At 38.5% G+C, this 26,727-nt stretch carries 18 protein-coding genes, 2 tRNA genes and 3 rRNA genes; 11 read left to right on the top strand and 12 right to left on the bottom strand.

The genetic code is table 11. The features are described 5' to 3' along the window. Positions 1–7: 7 nt before the first annotated feature. The 6 genes from tgt to AO058_RS16780 all read left to right on the top strand — a co-directional run bounded on the left by tgt (position 8) and on the right by AO058_RS16780 (position 6,940). Positions 8–1,138, top strand: a complete 1,131-nt coding sequence (gene tgt / locus AO058_RS16805) for a tRNA guanosine(34) transglycosylase Tgt (RefSeq protein ID WP_075327589.1) — start codon at positions 8–10, stop codon at positions 1,136–1,138. Positions 1,139–1,141: 3 nt separating this feature from the next. After that, positions 1,142–2,218, top strand: coding sequence for an LptF/LptG family permease (locus AO058_RS16800; RefSeq protein ID WP_075327588.1), 1,077 nt, complete (start codon positions 1,142–1,144; stop codon positions 2,216–2,218). A gap of 99 nt (positions 2,219–2,317) precedes the next feature. Then, the gene (locus tag AO058_RS16795) at positions 2,318–3,271 is read left to right on the top strand and encodes an acetyl-CoA carboxylase carboxyltransferase subunit alpha (protein WP_075327587.1); all 954 of its coding nucleotides are present in this window, start codon (positions 2,318–2,320) and stop codon (positions 3,269–3,271) included. 167 nt (positions 3,272–3,438) lie between these two features. Then, the gene (gene dnaB / locus AO058_RS16790; protein ID WP_075327586.1) at positions 3,439–5,004 is read left to right on the top strand and encodes a replicative DNA helicase; all 1,566 of its coding nucleotides are present in this window, start codon (positions 3,439–3,441) and stop codon (positions 5,002–5,004) included. A 145-nt stretch (positions 5,005–5,149) separates the two neighbouring features. Beyond that, positions 5,150–6,334: an asparagine synthetase B gene (locus tag AO058_RS16785; RefSeq protein ID WP_075328015.1), complete on the top strand. Its 1,185-nt coding sequence runs from the start codon at positions 5,150–5,152 to the stop codon at positions 6,332–6,334. Between the two features lie 183 nt (positions 6,335–6,517). Next, complete coding sequence (locus AO058_RS16780; RefSeq protein WP_075327585.1) at positions 6,518–6,940, top strand: secondary thiamine-phosphate synthase enzyme YjbQ; 423 nt, start codon at positions 6,518–6,520, stop codon at positions 6,938–6,940. 141 nt (positions 6,941–7,081) lie between these two features. On the opposite strand, the gene rplT is transcribed toward AO058_RS16780, so the two are convergent. From rplT to thrS, 4 genes are all read right to left on the bottom strand, one after another. Further along, positions 7,082–7,426, bottom strand: a complete 345-nt coding sequence (gene rplT, locus AO058_RS16775; RefSeq protein ID WP_075327584.1) for a 50S ribosomal protein L20 — start codon at positions 7,424–7,426, stop codon at positions 7,082–7,084. 135 nt (positions 7,427–7,561) lie between these two features. Beyond that, positions 7,562–7,759: a 50S ribosomal protein L35 gene (rpmI, locus tag AO058_RS16770; RefSeq protein ID WP_037319922.1), complete on the bottom strand. Its 198-nt coding sequence runs from the start codon at positions 7,757–7,759 to the stop codon at positions 7,562–7,564. 43 nt (positions 7,760–7,802) lie between these two features. Then, entirely contained in the window at positions 7,803–8,297 is a 495-nt protein-coding gene (gene infC / locus AO058_RS16765; protein WP_106197154.1) for a translation initiation factor IF-3, read from the bottom strand. 80 nt (positions 8,298–8,377) lie between these two features. Continuing rightward, a complete protein-coding gene (gene thrS / locus AO058_RS16760; protein ID WP_075327582.1) occupies positions 8,378–10,324 on the bottom strand; it encodes a threonine--tRNA ligase in 1,947 nt (648 codons plus the stop codon). An 816-nt stretch (positions 10,325–11,140) separates the two neighbouring features. Between thrS and AO058_RS16755 the strand changes: the two genes are divergently transcribed. The 5 genes from AO058_RS16755 to rrf all read left to right on the top strand — a co-directional run bounded on the left by AO058_RS16755 (position 11,141) and on the right by rrf (position 16,468). Continuing rightward, positions 11,141–12,670 (top strand): 16S ribosomal RNA (locus AO058_RS16755). Positions 12,671–12,781: 111 nt separating this feature from the next. Next, positions 12,782–12,855: transfer RNA gene (locus tag AO058_RS16750), tRNA-Ile, on the top strand. A gap of 190 nt (positions 12,856–13,045) precedes the next feature. Further along, positions 13,046–13,119: transfer RNA gene (locus tag AO058_RS16745), tRNA-Ala, on the top strand. Positions 13,120–13,361: 242 nt separating this feature from the next. Further along, positions 13,362–16,198 (top strand): 23S ribosomal RNA (locus AO058_RS16740). 161 nt (positions 16,199–16,359) lie between these two features. Next, a 5S ribosomal RNA gene (gene rrf / locus AO058_RS16735) occupies positions 16,360–16,468 on the top strand. The 16S, 23S and 5S rRNA genes sit together here with 2 tRNA genes alongside, the layout of an rRNA operon. Before the next feature lie 295 nt (positions 16,469–16,763). Here the strand turns inward: rrf and AO058_RS16730 are convergent. From AO058_RS16730 to AO058_RS16695, 8 genes are all read right to left on the bottom strand, one after another. Next, positions 16,764–16,985: a DUF6095 family protein gene (locus AO058_RS16730; RefSeq protein ID WP_075327581.1), complete on the bottom strand. Its 222-nt coding sequence runs from the start codon at positions 16,983–16,985 to the stop codon at positions 16,764–16,766. 9 nt (positions 16,986–16,994) lie between these two features. Next, a complete protein-coding gene (locus tag AO058_RS16725; RefSeq protein WP_075327580.1) occupies positions 16,995–17,813 on the bottom strand; it encodes a DUF4249 domain-containing protein in 819 nt (272 codons plus the stop codon). Between the two features lies 1 nt (position 17,814). Continuing rightward, on the bottom strand, positions 17,815–20,142 hold the full coding sequence (locus AO058_RS16720) for a TonB-dependent receptor (protein WP_075327579.1): 2,328 nt from the start codon (positions 20,140–20,142) through the stop codon (positions 17,815–17,817). 199 nt (positions 20,143–20,341) lie between these two features. Beyond that, positions 20,342–22,561, bottom strand: a complete 2,220-nt coding sequence (locus AO058_RS16715) for an NADP-dependent isocitrate dehydrogenase (protein WP_075327578.1) — start codon at positions 22,559–22,561, stop codon at positions 20,342–20,344. Between the two features lie 607 nt (positions 22,562–23,168). Then, on the bottom strand, positions 23,169–24,587 hold the full coding sequence (locus AO058_RS16710) for a S8 family peptidase (protein ID WP_075328014.1): 1,419 nt from the start codon (positions 24,585–24,587) through the stop codon (positions 23,169–23,171). Positions 24,588–24,820: 233 nt separating this feature from the next. Beyond that, entirely contained in the window at positions 24,821–25,171 is a 351-nt protein-coding gene (gene rplS, locus AO058_RS16705) for a 50S ribosomal protein L19 (protein WP_037319936.1), read from the bottom strand. Positions 25,172–25,285: 114 nt separating this feature from the next. Then, positions 25,286–25,972: a tRNA (guanosine(37)-N1)-methyltransferase TrmD gene (gene trmD / locus AO058_RS16700; RefSeq protein ID WP_075327577.1), complete on the bottom strand. Its 687-nt coding sequence runs from the start codon at positions 25,970–25,972 to the stop codon at positions 25,286–25,288. Positions 25,973–26,022: 50 nt separating this feature from the next. Continuing rightward, complete coding sequence (locus AO058_RS16695; protein WP_232228859.1) at positions 26,023–26,607, bottom strand: hypothetical protein; 585 nt, start codon at positions 26,605–26,607, stop codon at positions 26,023–26,025. Positions 26,608–26,727 lie beyond the last annotated feature (120 nt).

The raw sequence follows: 26,727 nt of genomic DNA, 5'->3' as shown, positions 1-26,727 counted from the left end.
AAGTATTATGAAATTTGATTTGTTGAGTACCGATACCGGTAGTAAAGCCCGCGCCGGGACCATTACCACCGATCACGGTAAGATTGAAACTCCTATTTTTATGCCTGTTGGTACAGTAGCTTCGGTTAAAGGAGTACACCAGCGGGAACTTAAAGAAGACATTAATCCTGATATAATTTTAGGGAATACCTATCACTTATATTTACGTCCCCAAACCGAAATTCTTAAGAAAGCCGGTGGCTTACATAAGTTTATGAACTGGGATCGAAATATTTTAACCGATAGCGGTGGGTACCAGGTATACTCTCTTTCTGCGAGAAGGAAAATTAAGGAAGAAGGGGTAAAATTCAAATCACATATAGATGGTTCTTACCACGTTTTCACTCCAGAGAATGTGATGGAAATTCAACGGACTATTGGTGCCGATATCATTATGGCATTTGATGAATGTACACCATATCCTTGTGATTATAAATACGCAAAACGTTCTATGCATATGACGCATAGGTGGCTGGACAGGTGTGTAAATCATTTGCAAAAAGTAGATCCTTTATACGGGTTTGATCAAACGCTTTTTCCCATAGTTCAGGGAAGTACTTATAAAGATTTAAGGAAACAATCGGCAGAATATATAGCTTCAGTAGGAGCAGAGGGTAATGCGATTGGCGGACTTTCAGTTGGAGAACCTGCTGAAGAAATGTACGCGATGACAGAAGTTGTTACTGAAATTCTTCCGGAAGATAAACCGCGATATCTAATGGGAGTAGGTACACCTATTAATATTTTGGAAAATATTGCACTGGGAGTAGATATGTTTGATTGTGTGATGCCTACCAGAAATGCCCGTAACGGGATGCTTTTTACGGCTCACGGGACAATTAATATTAAAAATAAAAAGTGGGAAGACGATTTCTCTCCTCTAGATGAAATGGGAACTACTTTTGTAGATAAAGATTATAGCAAAGCTTATGTTAGGCATTTATTTAGTGTAAATGAACTTCTCGGCAAGCAAATTGCTACTATTCATAATCTCGGATTTTACATGTGGTTGGTACGTGAAGCCAGAAAACATATCTTAGCCGGAGATTTTGCCAGATGGAAGAATATGATGGTAAAACAAATGGATAAAAGACTTTAGACTTTGAAAATTTTAGATTGGTACATATTAAAACGTTATTTGGGAACTTTCTTCCTTATGCTTTTACTATTTATACCAATTGGAATTACAGTTAATCTTGCTGAAAAAATTGGGAAAATACTGGATAATGAAGTACCTTTTATAGAAGTGGCTCTTTATTATGTAGACTTTACAATCTATTTTGCCAATTTATTATTTCCGCTTTTCCTGTTTTTATCGGTGATTTGGTTTACCTCCAAACTTGCAAATAATACTGAAATTATTGCCTTTTTAAGTAGTGGGGTTTCCTTTTGGAGGTTCTTAAGACCTTATCTTATTGGTGCAACCATTGTTTGTATTTTAGCGCTCATTCTTGGTATGTTCCTCGCACCAAAAGCCAGTAAAGGTTTTAATGAATTTAAATATGAATATCTTAAAAAAGGAGCCGAAACCCAGGAAACCAGGGATGTATATAGGCAAATAAATGATAACGAATTTATCTATGCCAGCCATTTTCAGCCATTGGGGAAATCGGCTAGAAATTTCACTTTAGAACATTTTGAAGGCAATAAACTTGAATATAAAATAAGTGCCTCCAGCCTAAGATTTAATCCTGAAGACACCACTTATTCTTTAAGGAATGTAAATAAACGAATTGTTGGGGTAGATGAAGATTCTATAATTCATCAAAATAAACTGGATACCATTCTTCCTTTTGAATTTGATGAATTAACCCCTGAAACTTATATCGCCGAAACTTTAAACTATACCGAGCTAAACGAGTTTATTGAACAAGAACGCCGCCGCGGTTCTGGAAATATAAATAGATATTTGGTGGTAGCTTATAAGCGATGGAGCATTCCTGTTTCCGCATTTATTCTTACCATAATTGCGGTAGCTGTTTCCTCTATGAAACGTCGTGGAGGGATGGGTGTAAACCTTGCCGTTGGAATTACTTTAGCCTTTATATTTATATTTTTCGATAAGGTTTTTGGGACTATGGCCGAGCAATCTACCTTTTCTCCTTTAATTGCTGTTTGGTTTCCTAATATCAGTTTTGGTATTCTGGCAATTTTTCTACTTTATAGAGCCAAAAGATAAGAGAAGAAATTTCTCAAAATTTAATGGTCTTTCTGTATAATTCTTCCTTTTAAAGTTTGTTATATTTGTAGGCTAATAAAAAACAAACCATATCAACTTATGGAATATTTAGAATTTGAATTACCCATTAAAGAGTTGGAAGAGCAGTACGCGAAAGCCTGTAACATAGGTGAAGAGAGCGATGTTGATGTTACGGCTACCTGCAGACAAATTGAAAAGAAATTAAAGGAAACCCGAAAAGATATATATAAGAATTTAACGGCCTGGCAACGGGTTCAGCTTTCCAGGCATCCAAACCGCCCCTATACTTTAGATTATATAAATGCAATTTGTGGTGATACTTTTTTAGAGCTTCACGGCGATAGAAATGTAAAAGACGATAAAGCAATGATTGGCGGGCTTGGTAAAATTGAAGACCAGAGTTTTATGTTTATAGGTCAGCAAAAAGGCTATAATACTAAAACGAGACAATATAGGAATTTTGGGATGGCAAATCCTGAAGGTTACCGTAAAGCTTTGCGTTTAATGAAATCTGCAGAGAAGTTTGGTCTTCCTGTAGTGACATTTGTAGATACTCCGGGAGCATATCCTGGGCTTGAAGCTGAAGAACGCGGCCAGGGAGAAGCTATTGCCCGCAATATCCTGGAAATGACAAGGTTAAAAGTGCCAATTATTGTAGTTATCATTGGAGAAGGTGCCAGTGGAGGTGCTTTAGGAATTGGAGTTGGCGATAAGGTAATGATGCTTGAAAACACCTGGTATTCGGTAATTTCTCCTGAATCTTGTTCTTCTATTCTTTGGCGTAGCTGGGAGTATAAAGAGCAGGCGGCAGATGCTTTGAAACTTACCGCTAAGGATATGAAAAAACAGAAATTGATAGACGAAATTGTAAAAGAACCAATTGGAGGTGCTCATAGCAATAGAGAGGAAACTTTTAATACGGTAAAAAATGCAATTTTAGGAGCTTATTCTGAATTTAAAAACTTATCACCAACAGATTTAGTTAATAAAAGAATGGATAAGTATTTAGATATGGGGGTTTTTAAAAGCTAATACCTTACATACCATAACTTCTTAAATTTCCGAAACCCTGGTTTCGGTTTTTTTTGCACTTATCAACACTATTATTAAGTTTTCAACAGGCAGATTGTTGATGACTGGTTAATTAAGTAAGTGAATTATAATTAAGATGCTCTTAACAAATTTTATACTTTCGTGATATGGAAAAAATCACCGCCCCACAACAATTTTCGGCAAAGAAAAGCAACGTAATTAGCCTTGAAAAAGGAAAACTTCCTCCACAAGCTGTTGATTTAGAAGAGGTTGTGTTAGGGGCAATGATGATTGATAAAAAAGGGGTAGATGAAATTATTGATATCCTTAGCCCTGATGCTTTCTATAAAAACTCCCACAAATTAATTTTTGATGCCATACATAAACTCTTCGAAAATACAGAGGCGATTGACTTATTAACCGTTTCTAACCAATTAAAGAAAGATGGTAATTTTGAAAAAACCGGGGGTGATTATTACCTTATTCAGTTAACTCAAAAAGTATCATCTTCAGCGCATATTGAATTTCATGCGCGTATAATTCTTCAGAAATATATTCAGCGTAGTTTGATTAAAATTTCAAACGAAATTATTGAAGAAGCCTACGATGAATCTACAGATGTTTTTGATCTTTTAGACAGTGCTGAAGCCAAATTGTACGAAGTAACCCAGGGGAATATTCAAAAATCTACAGAGACTGCTCAAAGTTTGGTGATTCAGGCGAAGAATAGAATTGAAGAGATCTCGAATAAAGAAGGTTTAAGTGGTGTTCCTTCAGGATTTGATAAGTTAGACCAGTTAACTTCCGGGTGGCAGCCCAGTGACCTTATTATTGTTGCTGCACGTCCGGGTATGGGTAAAACGGCCCTTACCTTATCTATGGCCAGAAATATTTCTGTTGGCCAGAATATGCCGGTAGCATTTTTCTCTTTGGAGATGTCGGCAGTACAGCTAATTACCCGATTAATTTCTTCGGAAACCGGTCTTTCTTCAGAAAAATTAAGAACGGGAAATCTTGAAAAGCACGAATGGGAACAACTTAATGTGAAGGTAAAAGATCTTGAAAATGCACCTCTATTTATAGATGATACGCCTTCACTTTCAATTTTTGACCTTAGGGCAAAAGCCAGGAGGTTGGCTTCCCAGCACGGGATTAAGCTTATTGTAATTGATTATCTGCAGTTAATGACTGCCGGTGGAAGCCAGAAAGGTGGCGGAAACAGGGAGCAGGAAATTTCTACAATTTCGCGTAACCTTAAAGCACTTGCCAAAGAATTAAACATCCCAGTAATTGCACTTTCCCAGTTATCACGTGCCGTGGAAACCAGGGGAGGAAGCAAGCGACCATTGCTTTCTGACCTTAGGGAATCTGGAGCGATTGAGCAGGATGCCGATATTGTTTCCTTTATTTATCGTCCCGAATATTATAAAATTGAAGAGTGGGATGATGAAGAACGTACACCCACCGATGGGCAGGGAGAATTTATTGTTGCCAAGCACAGGAACGGTGGACTGGAAAATATACGTCTTAAATTTATTGGTCATCTTGGTAAATTTGATAACTTAGAAGAGTTCGATTCGCCTTTTGAATATCATTCAAAAATGAATACCGGCGAAAATGATGAGAATGAATTTAATTCTCCAAACCTGCCTAATCCAAGTGCGAACGAAGCTTTTGGTAGCTCTATGAATAGTGGGTTTAATAATGATGACGATGACGAAGTTCCATTCTAAAAATTCTGATAAAATAAAGAGGAGTACACTTAATAACATTGTTTTAAAAGACCAGAAAAGCGGGAAATTTACCGTTCTTCTGGTCTTTTTTGTTTTCCTGTTTCTAAATTCTATTCAGGTTTTAGCATCACAATTGCTTATTCCTATGGACGGAGACTCTCAGAAGAATCATTTAAAAGCTTACGGAATAACCTATTTTGCTTTAGAAGAAGAGTTAGAAGTTAGATGGTTGTTAAATTATCGCGGTGGTTCGTTTTTAATTTCAGATACCGAAGAATTACGTAAAGAATGCCAAATACGAGGAGTTTCTTTTGAAGTAATAAGTGACGATAAAACGCAGTCTATTTTAGAAGAAATCAGTAGTCCTTCCCAAAATATGGAGACCGTGGTCTTAGAGAAAGCTCCAAAAATTGCGGTTTATTCTCCCCAGGGAAATAAACCCTGGGACGATGCGGTTACTATGGCGCTTACTTATGCTGAAATTCCTTACGAAACTATTTACGATGAAGCCGTTCTAAACGATGCCCTGGTTTTATTTGACTGGCTTCATTTACACCACGAAGATTTCACAGGCCAATACGGGAAATTTTACAGAACATTTAGAGCCACGCCCTGGTATATTCAGGAAAAAGAAGAATCTGAAGCTTTGGCGCAAAAGTTAGGCTATGATAAGGTTTCACAAGAGAAATTAGCCGTAGCTCTAAAGATAAGGGATTATGTTGTTGGTGGCGGCTTTATGTTTGCCATGTGCAGCGCTACCGATAGTTTTGATATTGCTCTCGCCGCAGAAGGCGTGGATATTGCTGAAACTATGTTTGATGGTGACCCCAGCGAACCCGGTTATCAATCTAAAATCAATTTCAGTAATACTTTCGCTTTTACCGATTTTACTCTGGAACGAAGCCCAATGGTTTACGAGTTTTCTTCAATAGATATGACTGCTAAAAGAAATATTCCGAAGGAAACCGATTATTTTACGCTGATGGATTTTTCAGCAAAATGGGATGTAGTGCCAACTATGTTAACTCAAAACCACACGCGATTGGTTAAAGGATTTATGGGGCAAACTACAGCATATAACCCTGATAATATTAAAGCCAATGTCCTGGTGATGGGAGAGAGTAAATTAAATGGTGAAGCACGTTATATTCACGGAATAAAAGGAAAAGGATTTTTCACTTTTTACGGAGGCCACGATCCTGAAGATTATCAGCATAGGGTTGGGGATCCAAAGACCGAACTTGATTTACACCCAACTTCCCCGGGTTATAGGCTGATCCTAAATAATGTGCTCTTCCCGGCGGCGAAGAAAAAGCCTCAAAAAACCTAAGATGAAACTAAGTCTTTTATTGAAAATACTAAGTGTGGTCAACTTAATTTTTGTAATATTTCTCATATTAGATTTAACTAATATAATTACATTGCCTTCTTCGGTATATGGAATATTATTAATTTCAGTTGGGATTTTAACTGCAACAGGAATTTATTTAAAAGAAAATAATAAGAAGTAACTATGAAATTCTTTCAGAAGGAAATAAAATTAAAAGCGAGATCAAGAGGTTTTCATATTGTCACTGGCGAAGTTGAAAATGAATTAACCGAATTGAAGGAAATTAATTCTGGAATGTTGAATGTTTTTATTAAACATACTTCAGCAGGAATTACCATCAATGAAAATGCCGATCCTACGGTGCGCGATGATTTTGAGAGTCATTTTAATGAAATGGTTCCGGAAAACATGCCATATTACAAACATACTTTAGAAGGGGCAGATGACATGCCTGCGCATATAAAAGCATCTTTACTTGGCAGTTCGCTTCAAATTCCTGTTACAAATGGAAGATTAAATTTAGGAACCTGGCAGGGAATTTATTTGGCAGAACATAGAAATAATGGCGGTTCCCGAAAATTAGTTTTAAGCCTTTACGGAGTTTAAGCGGAGATACCTATACGCTGAATTGGCTGATAATATTAGTGTACTGGTGGCAAATAATAGATCATTAGTAAATATAAGTACAAAAAAATCCGGCTCAAAAGAACCGGATTTTTAAATAAGAGAGTGTATAACTGTTTGTATTTACTTTACTTTATCTACAACTGCTTTAAAAGCTTCTGGATGGTTCATTGCCAAATCGGCAAGTACCTTACGGTTTAAACCTATTCCATTTGCTTTTGCAGCTCCCATAAATTGAGAATAAGACATACCGTGTTCACGGGCTGCAGCGTTGATACGCAATATCCACAGTGAACGGAAATTACGTTTCTTTACTTTGCGGTCTCTATATGAGTAAAGCATTGCTTTCTCTACCGCGTTTTTGGCTACTGTCCAAACGTTTTTACGACGTCCGAAGTAACCTTTTGCTTGCTTAAGAACCTTTTTTCTTCTGGCTCTCTTTGCAACTGAATTTACTGATCTTGGCATATTTATATGTGTTTTGTAGCAGGCGGTCGATAATCGACACTTTTAACTTAAACTTCAATCTGTCACACTAAGCGCAGTCGAAGTGTTGCCCAACTCCAGGGTTTTTAAATTAATTAAACCGTTAAGAGCTTATTGTTACTTTAAACGCAACATAAGTTTAACATTGTCCTTATCTGCATCGTGTACTAAAGTACTATGCGTTAAGGCTAGCTTACGTTTTTTAGACTTCTTTGTTAAGATGTGACTTTTAAACGCGTGCTTTCTTTTTATTTTACCAGTACCGGTAAGCTTAAAACGCTTTTTGGCACTAGACTTTGTTTTCATTTTCGGCATGTTATCCTCTTTTTATATTATAACTCTCTTATTATTCTTTATTCTATTTTGCTTTTCTTGGAGATAAAAACATAGTCATACGTTTTCCCTCAAGTTTTGGCATTTGTTCTACTTTTCCAAGTTCTTCAAGATCCTGAGCTAATCTAAGCAATAGGATTTCCCCTTTATCTTTAAAAACGATAGATCTACCTTTAAAAAATACAAAAGCTTTTAGTTTTGCACCATCTTTTAAAAATTTCTCTGCATTACGTTTTTTAAACTCGTAATCGTGATCATCTGTATTAGGACCAAAACGTATTTCTTTTACAACAACTTTGCTCGCTTTGGCTTTCATTGCCTTTTCGCGTTTCTTTTGTTCGTAAAGAAACTTTTTGTAATCCATCGCTTTTACCACCGGTGGTTTAGCATCTGGAGATATTTCTACCAAATCCAAACCTAAATCTTCGGCTATGGTTAATGCTTCTTTGGTTGGATAAACGCCCATTTCTACATTATCACCTACAAGGCGAACTTCTTCTGCCCTGATTTTTTGGTTAATCCGGTGTTGATCCTCTTTAACTGCTCTAAGCGGTCTTTTCGATTTTTTTCTACGTATTGCTATGGCTGATCTATTTTTGGTTAAACTTCAAACGTCTTCAACGTTTTTTTGATTTCGTTATTTATAATTGCGGCAAAGTCTTCTACTGGCATAGTGCCAATATCGCCTTCCCCTCTCTTTCGTACAGAAACCGTACCATCCTGTTCTTCCTGTTCCCCTATAATCAACATATATGGGAATTTGTTCATTTCGGCTTCCCTAATTTTCTTCCCAATGGTTTCATTTCGGTTGTCTGCCAAAGCGCGAATTTCGTTATTTTCCAGCAAAGTTAAAACTTTTTGGGCGTATTTTTCATATTTCTCACTGATTGAGAGCACCATAGCCTGCTCGGGCATCAACCATAATGGAAAGTTACCTGCTGTATGTTCCAGTAATATGGCGATAAAACGTTCCATACTACCAAATGGCGCACGGTGAATCATGACCGGGCGGTGTGTCTCATTGTCACTTCCTTTGTAAGTGAGTTCAAAACGTTCTGGCAGATTGTAGTCTACCTGAATGGTGCCAAGTTGCCAGCTTCTGCCAAGTGCATCCTTCACCATAAAATCTAACTTAGGTCCGTAAAACGCGGCTTCCCCGGTTTCAACAACATAATTAAGCCCTTTTTCCTTAGCTGCATTAATAATGGCAGTTTCGGCTTTTTCCCAAACATCGTCAGATCCTATATACTTCTCTTTATTCTCCGGATCTCTTAAGGAAACCTGGGCGGTGAAATTTTCAAAACCTAAAGAATCAAATACATATAAGGTAAGGTCTATCACTTTTTTGAATTCCTCATCTAATTGATCTGGAGTACAAAAAATATGAGCATCATCCTGGGTAAAACCTCTAACCCTGGTTAAGCCGTGTAATTCTCCACTCTGTTCGTAGCGATAAACGGTGCCAAATTCAGCAAAACGTTTTGGAAGATCACGGTAACTCCAGGAGCTAGCGTTATAAATCTCACAGTGATGCGGGCAGTTCATAGGTTTTAATAAGAATTCTTCACCTTCATTAGGGGTATGAATTGGCTGAAAACTGTCTTCACCGTATTTAGCATAATGGCCGGAAGTTACATAAAGTTCTTTTTGACCAATATGCGGACTTACCACCATCTCGTAACCTGCTTTTTTCTGTGCCTTTTTTAAGAAATCTTCCAGTCGTTCTCTTAAAGCCGCTCCTTTTGGTAACCATAATGGAAGTCCCTGTCCAACTTTTTGAGAAAAAGTAAATAACTCAAGTTCTTTTCCAAGCTTACGGTGATCCCTTTTCTTAGCTTCTTCAAGTAGTTCTAAGTATTCTTTTAGTTCTTTTTGCTTCGGAAATGAAATTCCATAAACACGAGTTAACTGCGGATTGTTTTCATCGCCGCGCCAGTACGCGCCGGCAACACTCATTAACTTTACCGCTTTAATAAAGCCGGTATTTGGAATATGGCCTCCGCGGCAAAGGTCTGTAAAGTTGTCGTGATCGCAGAAAGTGATCTCACCGTCTTCCAGGTTTTCGATTAACTCTACTTTAAACTGGTTATTTTGTTCCTTATAATAGGAGAGGGCATCTGCTTTTGAAACTTCCCTTAATTTAAAGTCATGTTTTTCACGGGCAATCTCAAGCATGCGGTCTTCGATCTTTTTAAAATCGTTTTCCGAAATCTTATGTTCGCCAAAATCTACATCATAATAGAATCCATTTTCAATTGCCGGACCAATGGTTAATTTAGAACCGGGATACATTTCTTCTATAGCCTGGGCCATTACGTGAGAGGTAGAATGCCAAAAAGCTTTTTTGCCGTCGTCGTCCTTCCAGGTAAATAAGGTTAAACTTCCATCTGTAGTTAATGGCGTAGAAACTTCTACGATATTATTATTGAATTTTGCTGAAATTACGTTTCGGGCCAGTCCAGAGCTAATGCTGTTAGCAACATCCATTGGAGTGGTACCTTTTTCAAATTCTTTTATACTGCCATCGGGCAAGCTTACCTTAATCATGTATATGTAGTTTTAATGAGCGCAAAGATAATAGGTTGATTTTGCCTGCGCAATATACTTATATATAAAGGAGGATATTTATTGCTGAAATATTAAAAAGAAGTAGTTTTTCTTTATGCTGAAACATTAACTTTTGTCTCCCCAATATTTCTTTAAAATTTTTTATCTTACAAGTTCCTTTTATTGAGAAGTTTAGGAATTGGTTTTAAGATTTCTTTAAAAAATTATTATTTGGAGCTTGCGGGGGAATAAAACAGCAGTATATTTGCACCCGCTTTGGGACACAACTAGGGTTGGGAAGTAAAGTGGGAAGTTCATTACATATTGGGATACGGTGATTTTTTAAGGAAATAAAAGCTTAAAAAAATAAAAGTAAAAAAACTTATTTTTTTACTTGCCAGAATCAAAAGAGGGTGTATATTTGCAGCCGCAAAAACAGCGAAGGTTTTTATAGGAAACGGGAGTTGTTTTTAAAGTTCTTTTGAGAATGGAAAGCTTTAAAAAAAAGTCAAAAATTTTTCTAAAAAAGATTTGGCGGGTAAAGAAAAAGCATTGTATATTTGCAGCCGCTTACAGCGGAAACAAGTTCCCAAAAATACTGAAAAGAAATCCCGGGTGGGTGAGATAGAGAGAGGTTCGAGTCCTTTAATTTCGGCAAGAATATCCTGGGTAATACCGGGGAAGTTCATTGATTTATTGAATTGACAGCGCGTACATTTTTCGAGAGAGAAATGATACAAATAATTTAGAATTAAGACTAGAGAAGTCATCTTTGAGTACAGACGATTTGATTGTTGTAATTATATTTAAGAAACAACGATGAAGAGTTTGATCCTGGCTCAGGATGAACGCTAGCGGCAGGCCTAACACATGCAAGTCGAGGGGTAACAGGGAAGAGCTTGCTCTTTCGCTGACGACCGGCGCACGGGTGCGTAACGCGTATACAACCTACCTTTTGGAGGGGAATAGCCCAGGGAAACTTGGATTAATGCCCCATAGTATGGGAATATCTCCTGATATTTTCATTAAACATTTATGGCCATTAGATGGGTATGCGTCCTATTAGTTAGTTGGTAAGGTAACGGCTTACCAAGGCAGCGATAGGTAGGGGTCCTGAGAGGGAGATCCCCCACACTGGTACTGAGACACGGACCAGACTCCTACGGGAGGCAGCAGTGAGGAATATTGGACAATGGGCGAGAGCCTGATCCAGCCATGCCGCGTGCAGGAAGACTGCCCTATGGGTTGTAAACTGCTTTTACAGAGGAAGAACCACTCCCACGTGTGGGAGTTTGACGGTACTCTGCGAATAAGGATCGGCTAACTCCGTGCCAGCAGCCGCGGTAATACGGAGGATCCAAGCGTTATCCGGAATCATTGGGTTTAAAGGGTCCGTAGGCGGGCAGTTAAGTCAGTGGTGAAAGTCTTCCGCTCAACGGGAGAACTGCCATTGATACTGATTGTCTTGAGTTATTATGAAGTGGTTAGAATGAGTAGTGTAGCGGTGAAATGCATAGATATTACTCAGAATACCGATTGCGAAGGCAGATCACTAATAATATACTGACGCTGATGGACGAAAGCGTAGGTAGCGAACAGGATTAGATACCCTGGTAGTCTACGCCGTAAACGATGGTTACTAGCTGTTCGGCCCGATTAAGGGCTGAGTGGTTAAGCGAAAGTGATAAGTAACCCACCTGGGGAGTACGTTCGCAAGAATGAAACTCAAAGGAATTGACGGGGGCCCGCACAAGCGGTGGAGCATGTGGTTTAATTCGATGATACGCGAGGAACCTTACCAGGGCTTAAATGTAGTCTGACAGGAGTGGAAACACTTTTTTCTTCGGACAGATTACAAGGTGCTGCATGGTTGTCGTCAGCTCGTGCCGTGAGGTGTCAGGTTAAGTCCTATAACGAGCGCAACCCCTGTGGTTAGTTGCCAGCGAGTAATGTCGGGAACTCTAGCCAGACTGCCGGTGCAAACCGTGAGGAAGGTGGGGATGACGTCAAATCATCACGGCCCTTACGTCCTGGGCCACACACGTGCTACAATGGTAGGGACAGAGAGCAGCCACTTCGCGAGAAGGAGCGAATCTACAAACCCTATCACAGTTCGGATCGCAGTCTGCAACTCGACTGCGTGAAGCTGGAATCGCTAGTAATCGCATATCAGCCATGATGCGGTGAATACGTTCCCGGGCCTTGTACACACCGCCCGTCAAGCCATGGAAGCCGGGGGTACCTGAAGTCGGTCACCGCAAGGAGCCGCCTAGGGTAAAACTGGTAACTGGGGCTAAGTCGTAACAAGGTAGCCGTACCGGAAGGTGCGGCTGGAACACCTCCTTTCTAGAGCAATGCACTTTAAGTGCAACGCGCAATAATCAAAAGGGAAGTTCTTAAAGACCTTTTTTGGTCTTGATTCTAAGCTGTCGATTTAATATTTAAAGAATAAAGGACAGTCTCATAGCTCAGCTGGTTAGAGCGCTACACTGATAATGTAGAGGTCGGCAGTTCGAGTCTGCCTGAGACTACGACGCGCTAAGGCGCAGTTCAAAGTTAAAGGTTCATAGTTCAAAGTAATTTGAATTTGAGACAACAACGTTCATTACAAATTGAAAGGAAATTTTAGAAGTTGGGAAACCAGTTTAGAGTACGCAGTGAGCAGTACGCAGTACAGTTTTAACTGAATACTGAATACTAATTAACTGCCAACTAACAAACGGGGGATTAGCTCAGCTGGCTAGAGCGCCTGCCTTGCACGCAGGAGGTCATCGGTTCGACTCCGATATTCTCCACGATTCCTTAAGATCTAGGGGAGATAGGTAATACAAACATCAGGAAACGCGTAAGCATATTCGTTTGTTTGCCATTGATTTTAGGTTGCTTAAGAGGAAAAAAGTTCATTGACATATTGAGAAACAAAGAATACGAGAAAACTACAGTTATAGAAGTTTACTTTTATAACGAGGTAAATTAATTAAATTAATAGAATATATTGTGATTTAAGGTCACGAGAAATTCGAGCATAAGCAAGAAGCATACAAGCTAGATAAGGGCGTATGGGGAATGCCTAGGCTCTCAGAGGCGAAGAAGGACGTGATAAGCTGCGAAAAGCTGCGGGGATTGGCACATACAAGTTGATCCGCAGATATCCGAATGGGGCAACCCACTATACTGAAGGTATAGTATCCGCAAGGAGGCAAACCCGGAGAACTGAAACATCTAAGTACCCGGAGGAAGAGAAAACAATAGTGATTGCGCTAGTAGCGGCGAGCGAACGCGCATTAGCCCAAACCATAAGGTTTACGGACCTTATGGGGTTGTAGGACCACAACATTTGTTGCAAACAGAATTAGAACAGGTTGGAAAGCCTGGCCATAGACGGTGACAGCCCGGTATAGGTAAAGAATGCAATGATAGTGGTATCCTGAGTAGTGCGGGGCACGAGAAACCCTGTATGAATCCGGCGGGACCATCCGCCAAGGCTAAATACTCCTGAGAGACCGATAGTGAACCAGTACCGTGAGGGAAAGGTGAAAAGAACCCTGAACAAGGGAGTGAAATAGATCCTGAAACCATACGCTTACAAGCGGTCGGAGCCCTTTAGGGGGTGACGGCGTGCCTTTTGCATAATGAGCCTACGAGTTACCGTTTCCAGCAAGGTTAAGCAGTTCAGCTGTGGAGCCGTAGCGAAAGCGAGTCTTAATAGGGCGAATTAAGTTGGTAATGGTAGACGCGAAACCGTGTGATCTACCCTTGGGCAGGTTGAAGCTGTGGTAACACATAGTGGAGGACCGAACCCGTTGACGTTGAAAAGTCTTGGGATGACCTGAGGGTAGGGGTGAAAGGCCAATCAAACTCGGAAATAGCTCGTACTCCCCGAAATGCATTTAGGTGCAGCGGTATAATAGTTTTATAGAGGTAGAGCTACTGATTGGATGCGGGGGCTTCACCGCCTACCAATTCCTGACAAACTCCGAATGCTATAAAATGTTTTATATCAGTGAGGGCATGGGTGCTAAGGTCCGTGTCCGAGAGGGAAAGAACCCAGACCATCAGCTAAGGTCCCCAAATATATGTTAAGTTGAAGAAACGCGGTTGGACTGCCCAGACAGCTAGGATGTTGGCTTGGAAGCAGCCATTCATTTAAAGAGTGCGTAACAGCTCACTAGTCGAGCGGTCCGGCATGGATAATAATCGGGCATAAACATATTACCGAAGCTATGGATTTCATATTTAGATATGGAGTGGTAGGGGAGCATTGTAACAGAGATGAAGGTGTACTGCGAGGTATGCTGGATTGGTTACAAAAGAAAATGTAGGCATAAGTAACGATAATGCAGGCGAGAAACCTGCACACCGAAAGACTAAGGTTTCCCCAGCTATGCTAATCAGCTGGGGGTTAGTCGGGACCTAAGGCGAACCCGAAAGGGGTAGTCGATGGACAACAGATTAATATTTCTGTACTTGCCCCACGTTAAAGCGGACGGAGGCGAACAGTTGGTGCGTGCTGACGGAATAGCACGTTGAAGGGAGTGGTAACACCCCGATAGTACACAAAAGCTTCGGCCGGCGTGATAATCCAGCGAATCGACTTCCAAGAAAAGCGAGTGGTGGCAACCCGTACCGTAAACCGACACAGGTAGTTGGGATGAGAATTCTAAGGTGCTCGAGAGATTCATGGCTAAGGAACTAGGCAAAATGGGCCCGTAACTTCGGGAGAAGGGTCGCCCCGCTTTAGGCGGGGCCGCAGTGAAGAGGTCCAGGCGACTGTTTATCAAAAACACAGGGCTCTGCTAAATCGAAAGATGATGTATAGGGCCTGACACCTGCCCGGTGCTGGAAGGTTAAGAGGAGATGTTAGCTTCGGCGAAGCATTGAATTGAAGCCCCAGTAAACGGCGGCCGTAACTATAACGGTCCTAAGGTAGCGAAATTCCTTGTCGGGTAAGTTCCGACCTGCACGAATGGTGCAACGATCTGGACACTGTCTCAGCCATGAGCTCGGTGAAATTGTAGTATCGGTGAAGATGCCGATTACCCGCTACGGGACGAAAAGACCCCGTGCACCTTTACTATAGCTTAGTATTGACTTTGGACAAGTGATGTGTAGGATAGGTGGGAGACTTTGAAGCGCCGTCGCCAGGCGGTGTGGAGTCATTGTTGAAATACCACCCTTTACTTGTTCGGAGCCTAACCTCATTAGATGAGGGACAGTGCTTGGTGGGTAGTTTGACTGGGGTGGTCGCCTCCAAAAGAGTAACGGAGGCTTCTAAAGGTTCCCTCAGCACGCTTGGTAACCGTGCGTAGAGTGCAATGGCAAAAGGGAGCTTGACTGAGAGACATACAGGTCGATCAGGTACGAAAGTAGAGCATAGTGATCCGGTGACACCGCATGGAAGGGTCATCGCTCAAAGGATAAAAGGTACGCCGGGGATAACAGGCTGATCTCCCCCAAGAGCTCACATCGACGGGGGGGTTTGGCACCTCGATGTCGGCTCGTCACATCCTGGGGCTGGAGAAGGTCCCAAGGGTTGGGCTGTTCGCCCATTAAAGTGGCACGCGAGCTGGGTTCAGAACGTCGTGAGACAGTTCGGTCTCTATCTGTAGTGGGCGTTAGAAATTTGAGTGGACCTGATCCTAGTACGAGAGGACCGGATTGGACCAACCTCTGGTGCACCAGTTGTTCCGCCAGGAGCATTGCTGGGTAGCTACGTTGGGAAGGGATAAGCGCTGAAAGCATATAAGCGCGAAACCCACCACAAGATGAGATTTCTTTAAAGGACCGTGGGAGACGACCACGTTGATAGGCCATAGGTGTAAAGGCAGCAATGTCATAGCCGAGTGGTACTAATAATCCGTAAAGCTTGATGCGACGCTTCCTATCCTGCAAGGGATGGGAAGCACTTGAATGCTTTTACCGCAGTACTTTCTTTATTCTTTGTTTCTTATATATGTCAACTTATTAGGTATGACATCTAGTAGGGACCAGGGCATTACTGCCCACTGGTTACTGAACACTGCATACTAAAGACTTAAGGTGGTTATGGCAACGGGGCTCACCTCTTCCCATTCCGAACAGAGAAGTTAAGCCCGTTAGCGCAGATGGTACTGCTATTTGTGGGAGAGTATGTCACCGCCTTTTTTTTAAACCCTTCATCATTCATTTGGTGAAGGGTTTTTTTATGGGATGAAGTGAAAAAAAATATTCTCGGTTTCTTCAAACTAACTTTATAAATATAGGTATAGAGTAGATAGACTAAAGTCTATAGGAAAGTCCTAAAGAGCCAAAATTATATCGAATTAACTATAATTTGCTTATTGAAGGTTGATAAACTTCAGCTCATATCAGTTTAAATAAGCCTTAGCATTATAAGTTAAAATTTATTAAGAACTGGTTCTTTTTTAGAAGGAATACAATTCGATTTTATAAGAATGTTTTAGTCAAAAATCGATTTAACAATGGTCATAATTCCTCGAAACATTAAAAATATTGCTGCTATAAGAGCAATAATCCCTACGATTAATACAGGTATATAATATGGATGATCCTGATTATTAAATGCGGTAAACAGTACTGAAGGGCCTATTAAGCTTAGGGGCAAGGCAAACGCCAGATACTTAACTCCTTTTCCTAATATTTTTTTATTAGTATGTTTCATCTTACTTTCTTAGAGTACAATATATGTAGTAGAATCGACTTCTGAAAGTCTAAAGTATCCAAAAGGATAATTTTCTGGATTGGTTTGATTCACTATATTTCCTTTAACTGTGGCGGGTTGTGACTGGAACGGGCCGCCTCCGTTATTGCCTCCCTGGGAACGAAGTATAAATAAATAATTATAAAAAGGTTCTGATATTCCTTCCATAGTAATGTGAATTTCATTTTCTGCCGCCAAATCTTCGTTAGAATATGATGAGGAAACATGGTTGCCATCTGTGAATTCATCTTCATAAATTTCCAGGGAGAATTTAGAAGTAGTGATATTACTAAAGCTAAAAAGGTAGAAATTGTCCTCACCGGCCGGATCTGTGAAAAATACTTCAACCTCAAGGTCTTCACGTGTGAATCCGCCTTCATCATTCTGTTCAATATAGTCTATACCTGCAACAGGAACAAAACTGGAAGTAGCCGTGTAAATCTCATCATTATAGCTTATTTCCAGCGTATAATTTTCGTCAAATTCCGGAATAAAATTAGAATTTTGGTATATACCATTTTCCTGATGAGTAAAATTAAATTCTTCACCACTACCAGTTTCAATAATTACTTTAGCTTCTGTTACCGGCTCAATTCCTTCTTCGTAAAAGCCAATGGTTTCTGATAGTTTTATTTGCTGATTGTTACCCGGTGTGCCTATATACCATAGCATAGAAGCGTCTATCACTAATCTTGGTTCACTTTGATCCAAATCTAAATCTATTACTTCTTCGCAAGAAGTGAATGTAAGAAGAAGGATTATAAGTGATAAAATATATAAATTTTTCATCTTAAAAACTGAAATTATAGGTTATAGAAGGTATTATTCCGAACAGACTTAATTTAGCCGATTCGTTTCTTCCGGTATCTTCATTCTCCCTAAAACTTATAGAATTAGCATTTTTCCGGTTATAAACATTGTAAATGCCAAAATTCCAGGAAGATTGAAAGCCTTGTTTTTTATTAGGTTTCGGAATATACGTAGCAGAAAGATCGAGCCTGTGGTAGGCCGGTAATCTATTACTATTTCTATCTCCATAAACCGGAACATTTATTCCGTTAAAATCATATTGCCCTGTTGGGTAAGTGACCGGTAAACCTGTTTGAAATGCAAAATTGGCACTAAAATCCCATTTCTTATTATAATCGTAAGTGGCGGTAAGACTTATATCGTGCGTTTTATCGTAGTTAGTTGCATACCACTTTCCATTATTAATTCCGCTTTCCGCCGTAGTTCTTCCGGGAGTTTGTTGCTCAGATCTTGACAGGGTATAGGCGAGGCAACCAGTAAATCTACCTTCGTTTTTCTTTGCCAAAATTTCCAGACCATAAGCCCGGGATCTACCATTTAAAATTATAGTTTCAATATTATTATTAGCGATAAGATTTGCTCCATTAACATAATCTATCCTGTTTTGAATATCCTTATAAAAGATTTCAGTCTCCAGGCTATATTTTCCGTCATCAATATTTCGAAAATACCCCAGGGCGTATTGATCTAAAATTTGAGGTTTAATAAAGGGTCCGCTGGGGGCCCATACATCAAGAGGAGTGGGAGAGTTAGTGTTGGAGATTAAATGTAAATATTGAGCCATCCTGTTATAACTCGCTTTAACCGACTGATTTTCGCTGAAATTATAAGCTAACGCCAGCCTCGGTTCAAAGTTGGAATAGGTTTTTATAACCTCAGATCTGGAATAGGAATTCTGGTCTACAGGTTGCGCTTCTTCATAAATATCTAATGCTTCATTATAAATAATTGGGTTGTCATTTTCATATTCATTTAAACTTTCCTGGCCTAATCGTAAAAAATTACTAAATCTAAGTCCGTATTCTGCCGTAAGTTTATCTGAAATATTATGTTCTACGGAAAAGTAAGCCGCATTTTCAAGTGCATATTTATCGGTTAGTTTAAAGAAATTTATCCCAGAGTTTTCATCTATTGGAGCAATCTCTCCCGGATTAAATTCATGGTATGTACTGTGGAGACCGTACTCTAATTGAAATGTATTGTTTAAATAGTGGTTAAAATCATATTTTATATTGAGGTTCTTTATACCACTGTCCCAATTGAAGCCAACAAAATTAAGGGTTAAACCATAGTAATAATCACTATAAATAAGTGATAAATTGGTAAAAATATCATCTGAAACCACGTGATTCCATCTAAGGTTAAAGACTGAATTTCCGTAGGTATTTAAAAAGTTTTGATTGATATCAAAAACATCGCGGCCAAAATATCCGGAAAACAATAGCTTATTTTCATCATTTAACTTGTAGGTTAGTTTTGTATTGAGATCATAGAAGTAAGCAGAGTTTGGATTATCGGCCAATTTCAGGAACAAATGCGCATAAGAACTTCTACCGGCAACCAAAAAAGAACCTTTATCTTTTACAATGGGTCCCTCAGCCAGTAACCTACTTGAAATTACCCCAATTCCGCCCTGTGCTTTAAATTCTTTACTATTACCGTCACGTTGATAAATATCAAGAACAGAGGATACCCTTCCGCCATATTTAGCCGGAATTCCACCTTTATATAATTTTAAATCTTTTACAGCATCGGGATTAAACACCGAAAAGAAACCAAAAAGGTGAGAAGAATTAAAAATAGTAGCTTCATCTAATAGAATTAAGTTTTGATCTACCGCGCCACCGCGTACATTAAAGCCAGATGCGCCTTCTCCTGCATTAGAAACTCCCGGTAGGAGCAATAATGATTTTACGATATCTACTTCTCCAAAAACCACCGGTAATTTTTGAATGGTATTAATAGAAAGTTTATTAACGCTCATTTCCGGACTCTTAATATTAAAACCTTCACTATTAGACTTTATAACTACTTCGTCTAAATTTTCAGAACCTTCAGTCATTTCGGTATTAAAGGTGGTATCTTCTGCGATAGTTATTGTTTCTCTTATGGTTTGAAAACCCAGGTAAGAAATTTCAAGTGTATAAGTACCTTCCTGCAGTTTTATGGAATAGAATCCATATTCATTGGTAACCACGCCTTTTTGTTCTTCCGGAATAATAACATTTACACCTATTAATGTTTCATTACTGGACGCATTGGTAATAGTTCCTTTGAGCGTATAGGTTTCCTGAGCATTGATTCCCATTGAAATACACAGGAAAAATAATAAAAGCGGAAAGTGAAATAATATTTTCAAATTTTTTAGGTAAAGATAGTGTAGAAACTCTGTAAAATTGAAAATATACAGAAATTATTAAGATTTGTTTAAAAAGATTAAACAAAAAAATAAAATAAAAAAGCCGAAAAATTAATTTCGGCTTTTAAAAACTATTAAAATTATAAATTTATCCTAGAATATCATTCAATAATTTGCTTGGTCTCATAGCCTTAGAAGTAAGATCTTCGTCTGGTTTATAATAACCTCCAATATTTACAGAAGATCCCTGAGCATCTATTAATTCCTTATTAATTTGCTCTTCGTTTCCTTCTAATTTTGAAGCAACATTAGCAAAATGTTCTTTTAACTCGGCATCCTTATCTTGTGCGGCCAAAGCCTGTGCCCAATATAAAGCCAGGTAAAAATGACTACCGCGGTTATCCAATTCGTTTACTTTTCTGGATGGCGATTTACTATTTTCCAAGAATTTATTGGTAGCGTCGTCTAATGCTTCAGAAAGCACAAGCGCTTTTTTATTCTCATATTTTTCGCCTAAATGCTCTAAGGAAGCTGCAAGAGCAAGGAATTCTCCAAGAGAATCCCAACGCAAGTGGCCTTCTTCAAGAAACTGTTGTACGTGTTTTGGTGCAGATCCACCGGCACCGGTTTCAAATAATCCACCACCATTCATTAAAGGTACAATAGACAGCATTTTTGCACTGGTTCCTACTTCTAAAATTGGAAAAAGGTCGGTTAAATAATCTCTTAACACATTACCTGTAACAGAGATGGTGTCTTTTCCAGCTTTTACTCGTTCCAGCGTATATTTGGTAGCTTCAGCAACCGACATTATTTTAATATCTACACCTTGAGTATCATAGTCTGGAAGATATTGATTCACTTTTTTAATAAGCTCAGCATCGTGAGCACGATTTTCATCTAACCAGAAAATTGCCGGCCAACCGGTAGCTTTTGCTCTGTTTACCGCCAATTTAATCCAATCCTGGATTGGAGCATCCTTAACCTGGCACATTCTCCAGATGTCGCCTTCTTCAACTTCGTGCTCTGTCAAAGTTTTTCCACTTTTATCAATTACACGCACAGTACCGGCAGCGGGAATCTCAAAAGTTTTATCGTGAGAACCATATTCTTCGGCTTTTTGAGCCATTAAGCCCACGTTAGGAACAGTTCCCATGGTAGTAGGATCAAAGGCACCGTGCTTTTGGCAGAATTCAATAGTTTCCTGGTAAAGGGGAGCATAACTACTATCTGGAATTACCGCTTTGGTATCTTGAGTTTCGTTATTTTTATTCCACATTTGGCCCGATGTTCTAATCATAGCGGGCATAGATGCATCTATAATCACATCACTTGGTACGTGAAGGTTGGTAATTCCTTTATCAGAATTTACCATTGCTAAATCTGGTCCTTCTTCAAGATCGGCTTTTATTTTAGATTCAATTTCTGCTTTTTTATCGGCAGGAAGTTTTTCAATGGCATTTAATATATCTCCCAGTCCGCTGTTTGGATCTCCTCCTGCGTTTTTAAGCTCTTCGCCATATTCGTTGAAAACATCTTCAAAAAATACGCGTACTGCGTGACCAAAAATAATGGGGTCTGAAACCTTCATCATCGTGGCTTTCATATGTAAAGAAAAAAGCACTCCTTTTTCTTTAGCATCTTTAACCTGTTCTCTAAGAAACTGTAAAAGTGCTTTTTTACTCATTAAAGTGGCGTCAATAACCTCTCCTTTAAGCAAGTGCAAATTATCTTTTAGAAATTTTTTATCGCCATCTTTAGAAGTAAATTCAATTTTTACATCGGTTTCCTCGTTAAGGGTTAGAGATTTTTCATTGGCTTTAAAATCTCCACCATTCATTGTAGCCACATGAGATTTGGAATCTGAACTCCATTCTCCCATAGAATGCGGATGTTTTTTAGCGAAATTCTTTACCGCTTTTGGAGCTCGTCTATCTGAATTTCCTTCACGTAGCACTGGATTTACCGCACTACCTTTTACTTTATCGTAAGTAGCCTGGATTTTCTTTTCTTCATCATTTGAAGGTTCGTCTGGATAGTCTGGTAATTTATAACCTTTTTCCTGTAGCTCTTTAATGGCAGCTTTTAACTGCGGAATAGAAGCACTGATATTAGGTAACTTAATAATATTAGCTTCGGGTTTTTTAGCCAAATCACCAAGTTCGGCTAAATCATCGCTTACTTTTTGATCGTCTGAAAGGTATTGTGGAAACTGAGATAAAATTCTACCTGCCAGGGAGATATCTTTAGTTTCCATCCCAACATTTGCCGCTTTGGTATACGACTTTACAATAGGATAAAAAGAATAGGTAGCTAAAGCCGGGGCTTCATCTGTTTTGGTATAAATGATCTTTCCAATCTGTGTCATTTTGTAATTTTTATAGCTGATTAATTTTGAAATGTCTAAACTCAATGAACGCCCAATTTTCACTGGGCGTTCGAGCTCTGCGCAATATAATATTTTTCAAGCTTTTATCATAGCTGAAGCAAGGTTAAAGCCTGTTAATTATTACAAAAAGGGCATAAAAAAAGCCATTTCATCTTAATAACTAAAATGAAATGGCTTCAACTGAAATAATACGTTCTCACTGAATTTTCGAAATTCTTTAAGGGAAAAATCCCGGTGTGCATTATTTCAATGATTCAAAAATAAAAACTTAGTAAAGTTAGATTTTTGAATCTAAAGGGTTTTTATCTTTCAAACTATTTTTGACCTGGCAAAACATGAGCGTTATATAGAAGATAAAAACCGTATGTAAAGGATTTTAAGCTTTACGCGGAATTTCAATTTAATAAGAAATCCTTTTGTCATTCCCTTCAACTAAATTCCATATTAAATATACAACAAAACGACAGTAAAATAAAATTTTTAACTTTTTGTTATACAGTGAGTTGGAAGCCTATAGAATGCCGATATTTACGCATAAAAAAGCCCCGAATTTCGGGGCTTTCTATATTATTAAATTTGAAGCAGTTTACTCGGTTACTGCGCGGTAAGCATTTATTCTTCCTTTTCCAAAGAATGTGCTTTGACCGTTGCCATCAACTTTATCTGCAGTTTTTTCAATTTGTTTTGTAACTTCTTGAGGATTCATGTCACCACCATTTTTAGCGATGATTAATGCAGCAACACCAGAAACGTGTGGAGCAGCCATACTTGTACCTGCGCTCCAGAATAATGAATTATTATTACCGGTGCTAAGAATCATATCATCAAGAGCAACGTCTCCATCTCCTCCAGGGGCAGCAATGTCTACTAAAGATTTCCCGTGAGTAGTGTAACTTGAAGGAATATCAAAGTTTGTGTAATCTGCAGTCCAGTCGTAACCTTCGGGTGCAGTTGCAGAGACAGTTACCACATTATTTAATCCACCAGGTAGTTTAATATATGCTGAATTTCCATCGTAATTTACCCCATCATTACCTGCTGAAGCTATAATTGTACTTCCTTTTTTATAGGCATAATCTATAGCTTTTTGCTGAGCATTTACAATTTCCATAACATACTTAGCAGGTATTTTATAAGGATCTCCGTTTGCATCAATTAATTTTCCGTTCTTATTCAAAGTAACACCTAAACTCATATTAATAACGTCAGCCGAGTTTTCGCCTGCATAAACAATACCGGCATTAATTGAACTAAAGGCGCCACTTCCTGTAAATTCAGAAAGAACTTTAACAGCTACAAGTTCAGCGTGTGGTGCAACACCAATAAGGCCTAATCCATTTTGAGCAGCAGCAATGGTTCCTGCTACGTGAGTTCCATGATTATCAAAAGGAGTGCTCTCTAAAACATTCCAATCTTCTCCGGGTACAAATGAAGCTGAAAGTGAAGTATTTAAATTGGGTGCCAGTTCTACGTGTTCGGCATCTATACCAGAGTCAAGAACAAATACATTTGCCCCGCTACCAGTAAAACCAGCATTCCATGCATCTGGAGCGTCAATAGCCTCTAATCCCCAAAGATAATCGTAGAAATAATAAGGTTCTGTGCTTCCAATACTAGGTGTGGCTTCTGGAAGATTTGCTTCTATACCTTTAGAGGTAGGTATCCATGCTATTTCATAATCTGGCACCACAGCGTTTATGTTCTTCTTTTTCATGGTGTTCTCTATGAAGTTTACATCTTTTGAACTTACAATAGAAATTCCAATTTCAGGAATAGAACTTACGATCTCACTACCGCTTGTTTTTAGAGAATTTTCTACACTTTTAGTTAAGTCAGAAGATTCAGAAATTACCATATAATTTTTAAATGGTGGCTCCTGTAAATCAGTAGCAAGGTTTTCCTCACTTTCACTTAAATTCTCTTCTTTCTCACATGAGCTAAATACAGCCCCAAATAAGAAAACGCATACAAGCATTTTCCATAATTTAATTGTTGTTTTTTTCATAAAATATGTTTTAGTTTTTTCAAGGCCATAAATTACAAGAATAACAACTATTAACAAGAATTTAATATCATTAAATTATAATATTTAGCATTTAGGTTAAAGAAATAACGATAAATACTAAAAAGATTACTGAAATATTAATGATAAAATTGTAGTATGCTGGTTTACTTAAAAATAATCTATAAAAAAAGCCCCGATTTATGGGGCTTTCTATAATTTGAATAAGATGTATTCTATCTTTTAGCTTCCTTAATACGGGCTTTTTTCCCGGTAAGTTCTCTAAAGTAATAAATACGAGCTCTTCTTACTTTTCCTCGTTTGTTCAATTCAATTTTTTGAATTGCAGGAAGGTTTAAAGGAAAAATTCTTTCTACTCCAACGGTTCCACTCATTTTTCTAATGGTGAAAGTTTGTGAAGCACCGCTACCTCTTTTCTGAATTACTACCCCTTTAAAAAACTGGGTACGGGTTTTTTGACCCTCTTTAATTTCGTAATACACAGTAATGGTATCACCTGCAGAAAATTCAGGTAAATCTTTTCTTTCAACGAATTCGTCTTGTACGTACTTAATTAACGATTCCATAATTTCTTATTTAATGTAAAATCTAAAACAACATTCACGGACCTCGCCAGAGGTTATTTTAGAACGAGTGCAAAAGTATTAATTTTAATTTATAATGCAACTTAGAAATTGCAATTATTTTTCTGTTTCATCCAAAAGATCAGGCCTTAAGCGTTTGGTACGCTCCCAGGCTTTTTCTTCCCGCCAGGCTTCTATCTTAGGAAAATTCCCCGAGGTTAATATCTCCGGAACTTTCCATCCTTTATATTCAGCAGGTCTTGTATAAACCGGTGGTGCCAGTAAATTATCCTGAAAAGAGTCAGTTAACGCTGAAGTTTCATTACCCAAAACTCCGGGAATTAATCTTATAATAGCATCACAAACCACGGCAGCACCAAGTTCCCCGCCAGAAAGTACATAATCGCCTATAGAAATTTCTTTGGTAATAAAATGGTCGCGTACTCTTTGATCTACTCCTTTATAATGTCCGCAGAGAATAATGATGTTTTCCTTAAGGGAAAGTGCATTCGCCGTTTTTTGATTAAAACGATCGCCATCCGGGCTCATATAGATTACTTCATCATAATCCCGCTGACTTTTAAGATTAGAAATACACTTATCTATAGGCTCTACCATCATTACCATCCCGGCACCTCCGCCAAATTGATAATCATCAATCTGTTTGTAATTATCGGTTACATAATCTCGTAAATTATGAAGATGAATTTCTACATGACCGCTTTCTATAGCTCTTTTTAAAATAGAAGCCTCAAAAGGGCTTTTAAGTAAATCTGGAACAACGGTAATTATATCTATGCGCATATTTTCTAATAAAATGCAAAGATGCTAATTAAAATTTTAGCTGAAGAAAATTAATCTTTGGCTTTATTCTTTTCATCCTGAAGCATGCGGCCTAAGCGCTGTTCTTTTTCTAAAGCTTTCGCGCGGTATAGGTCAAATTCTTTTTCGGTTTCATCTAACCTATGCTTTGCTTCTTTAGTAGTAGCATTAGAATTTTTAAACTTATAGATAAAGAAAAGTAGTGCGAGAATTAAGACTCCTACAATTCCCCACATCAAGGCCATATAACTTCCTTTGCTAAAGGGCATCCCAAGAAATTTAATAGCATCTTTTTCTTCGTTTACACGCTGAAGATCTTCCTGGGTTTGGGCTAATTGATTTTCAAGATTTTCAATTTCTTCATTTTGATTGGAAATTGTGCTTTGCTCTTCCTGAAGCTCATTTTTTAAATCCTGAACGTGGCGTTTTGTATTGTCTCGTAATTCAATTAAAGCATCATAATCTACTACTTTGTAGCCCTGGTAGTTGTTTGAAGATTCAATAAGGTTGTCAAATTCGTCTTCAATAAAATTAGAAGTAGCCAGGGAATCCTGAGCCGATAAAAAACTGATTGAAAATATTAAAAGTAAACTTGAAAAAATAATATTACGCATCATTTAGGATTTTTCTGGTTGGAATTTATATGCTTGAACGCCTTCTTTTTTTACTTATTGTAAAAGAATTGGTTAATTTGAATCTAATTTTTATAAATTCCTTTAAATTAATTATTTGAGCGC

Origin of the sequence: Salegentibacter sp. T436 (genome assembly GCF_001932675.1) — a bacterium.
In the GTDB taxonomy this organism is placed as follows: domain Bacteria; phylum Bacteroidota; class Bacteroidia; order Flavobacteriales; family Flavobacteriaceae; genus Salegentibacter; species Salegentibacter agarivorans.
The sequence above is the reverse complement of the archived record's forward strand: the minus strand, read 5'-3'. Positions and strand labels throughout refer to the sequence as shown.

Coding starts and splice junctions, on each gene's coding strand:
- AO058_RS16715 (WP_075327578.1), bottom strand. CDS start 22,561: ATGACACAGATTGGAAAGATCATTTATACCAAAACAGATGAAGCCCCG.
- rplS (WP_037319936.1), bottom strand. CDS start 25,171: ATGGAATCGTTAATTAAGTACGTACAAGACGAATTCGTTGAAAGAAAA.
- AO058_RS16730 (WP_075327581.1), bottom strand. CDS start 16,985: ATGAAACATACTAATAAAAAAATATTAGGAAAAGGAGTTAAGTATCTG.
- AO058_RS16720 (WP_075327579.1), bottom strand. CDS start 20,142: ATGGGAATCAATGCTCAGGAAACCTATACGCTCAAAGGAACTATTACC.
- thrS (WP_075327582.1), bottom strand. CDS start 10,324: ATGATTAAGGTAAGCTTGCCCGATGGCAGTATAAAAGAATTTGAAAAA.
- AO058_RS16695 (WP_232228859.1), bottom strand. CDS start 26,607: ATGATGCGTAATATTATTTTTTCAAGTTTACTTTTAATATTTTCAATC.
- AO058_RS16725 (WP_075327580.1), bottom strand. CDS start 17,813: ATGAAAAATTTATATATTTTATCACTTATAATCCTTCTTCTTACATTC.
- tgt (WP_075327589.1), top strand. CDS start 8: ATGAAATTTGATTTGTTGAGTACCGATACCGGTAGTAAAGCCCGCGCC.
- rplT (WP_075327584.1), bottom strand. CDS start 7,426: ATGCCAAGATCAGTAAATTCAGTTGCAAAGAGAGCCAGAAGAAAAAAG.
- AO058_RS16785 (WP_075328015.1), top strand. CDS start 5,150: ATGGACGGAGACTCTCAGAAGAATCATTTAAAAGCTTACGGAATAACC.
- rpmI (WP_037319922.1), bottom strand. CDS start 7,759: ATGCCGAAAATGAAAACAAAGTCTAGTGCCAAAAAGCGTTTTAAGCTT.
- trmD (WP_075327577.1), bottom strand. CDS start 25,972: ATGCGCATAGATATAATTACCGTTGTTCCAGATTTACTTAAAAGCCCT.
- AO058_RS16795 (WP_075327587.1), top strand. CDS start 2,318: ATGGAATATTTAGAATTTGAATTACCCATTAAAGAGTTGGAAGAGCAG.
- AO058_RS16780 (WP_075327585.1), top strand. CDS start 6,518: ATGAAATTCTTTCAGAAGGAAATAAAATTAAAAGCGAGATCAAGAGGT.
- dnaB (WP_075327586.1), top strand. CDS start 3,439: ATGGAAAAAATCACCGCCCCACAACAATTTTCGGCAAAGAAAAGCAAC.
- AO058_RS16710 (WP_075328014.1), bottom strand. CDS start 24,587: ATGAAAAAAACAACAATTAAATTATGGAAAATGCTTGTATGCGTTTTC.